Raw genomic sequence first — 1643 nt, 5'->3', positions numbered from 1 at the left:
ACGGCGAGATGAAGGAGGTAATCAAGATGATACCGGCATCGGCGAACAGCTTGGCGATCTCCCCCACGCGGCGGATGTTCTCGGTACGGTCGGCTTCGCTCATGGCGAGGTCTTTGCACAGGCCGTGGCGAATGTTGTCACCGTCCAGCAGCATGGTGTGGTAGCCACGCCGGTTGAGCTCGACTTCCAACGCGTTGGCCAGAGTGGATTTCCCCGAGCCGGAAAGTCCGGTGAACCAGATGCACTTGCCGGCATGCCCCTTGATGTGTGCGCGCATCGCGGGCGTCACGCTGGAACGATTCCACACCACCTCGGCTTTGCTGTCATGCGTGCGGTATTCGTAGGGCGGCTCGCTTTCCAGATGCCGATGCACCATACCCGCGCCCACGGTGACGTTGGTCAGTCGATCGATGACGATGAAGCTGCCGGTGCCGGGGCTCACCCGGTAGTCGTCCACCGGCAGCGTGCCGGCCACTTCGACACGGCAGCGGCCGATGGCGTTGAGATTCAGCGTCTCGGCGGCGTGGTGCTCGAGCGTGTTGACGTCGGTCTGGTAGTCGATCTGGCTCACCTTGCCGGCGAGATCCCGCGTGGCGAGCTTGAGATCGTACAGCCGGCCGGTCTCCAGCGCGGTGTCGTGCATCCACACGATGTCCGCTTCGAAGGCGTCGGCCAGCGGTACCTCGGCATCGGCGGCGACCAGCCAGTCGCCCCGCGAGATGTCGATCTCGTCCTCGAGCGTGACGGTGATCGCCTGCCCCGGATAGGCCACTTCGAGGTCGCCGTCGAAGGTGACGATGCGCGCCACCGTGGAGGACTTGCCGGAGGGCAGCACCTTGACGCGCTGGCCGGGCCTCAGGATGCCGGCCTCGAGCGTGCCGCAGTAGCCGCGGAAGTCGAGGTGCGGGCGATTGACGTACTGCACCGGCAAGCGCAGATCCGTCAGGTTCCGGTCGTAAGTGACCTCGACGGTCTCCAGCAGATTGAGCAGCGCCGGGCCGTCGTACCAGCTCATGGCCTCGCTCTTGTTGACGACATTGTCGCCTTCCAGCGCGGACAGCGGTACGAAGTGGATGTCCGGCGCGTTGAGCTTGGCGGCAAAGTCGCGGTACTCGGCGACGATCTCGTCGAAGCGCGCCTGGGAGTAATCGACCAGGTCCATCTTGTTGACCGCGATCACCAGGTGCTGGATACCCAGCAGGTCGGCGATGAAGCTGTGCCGCCGGGTCTGGGTCTGCACGCCGTGACGGGCATCGATCAGGATCACCGCGAGGCTGGCCGTGGAGGCGCCGGTGGCCATGTTGCGAGTGTACTGCTCATGCCCCGGGGTGTCGGCGATGATGAACTTGCGCTTATCGGTAGAGAAATACCGATAGGCGACATCGATGGTGATGCCCTGCTCACGCTCGGACTGCAGGCCATCTACCAATAGCGCCAGATCAACCTGGTCACCGGTGGTGCCGCTGGTCTTGGAGGCCTGGGTGATCGCCGCCAGCTGATCCTCGTAGATCATCTTGGAATCGTGCAGCAGGCGCCCGATCAGGGTCGACTTGCCGTCATCGACGCTCCCGCAGGTGATGAAGCGCAAGAGATCCTTGTTTTCATGCTCGTGCAGGTAGGACTCGATATCGTCGGCGATCAGC

1 pseudogene is annotated in these 1643 nt (G+C 63.7%); it reads right to left on the bottom strand.

Features of this window, described 5'->3' with window-relative positions:
• Window positions 1-61 precede the first annotated feature (61 nt).
• Window positions 62-1642: pseudogene (gene cysN / locus OP496_RS17640) on the bottom strand (sulfate adenylyltransferase subunit CysN); the annotation flags it as partial.
• Between the last annotated feature and the right edge of the window lies 1 nt (window position 1643).

The sequence above is a fragment of the Chromohalobacter sp. 48-RD10 genome, assembly GCF_029889785.1.
Taxonomy (GTDB): Bacteria; Pseudomonadota; Gammaproteobacteria; order Pseudomonadales; family Halomonadaceae; genus Chromohalobacter.
Note: the sequence above shows the minus strand (reverse complement) of the source record. Positions and strands in the feature narration are given on the sequence as shown.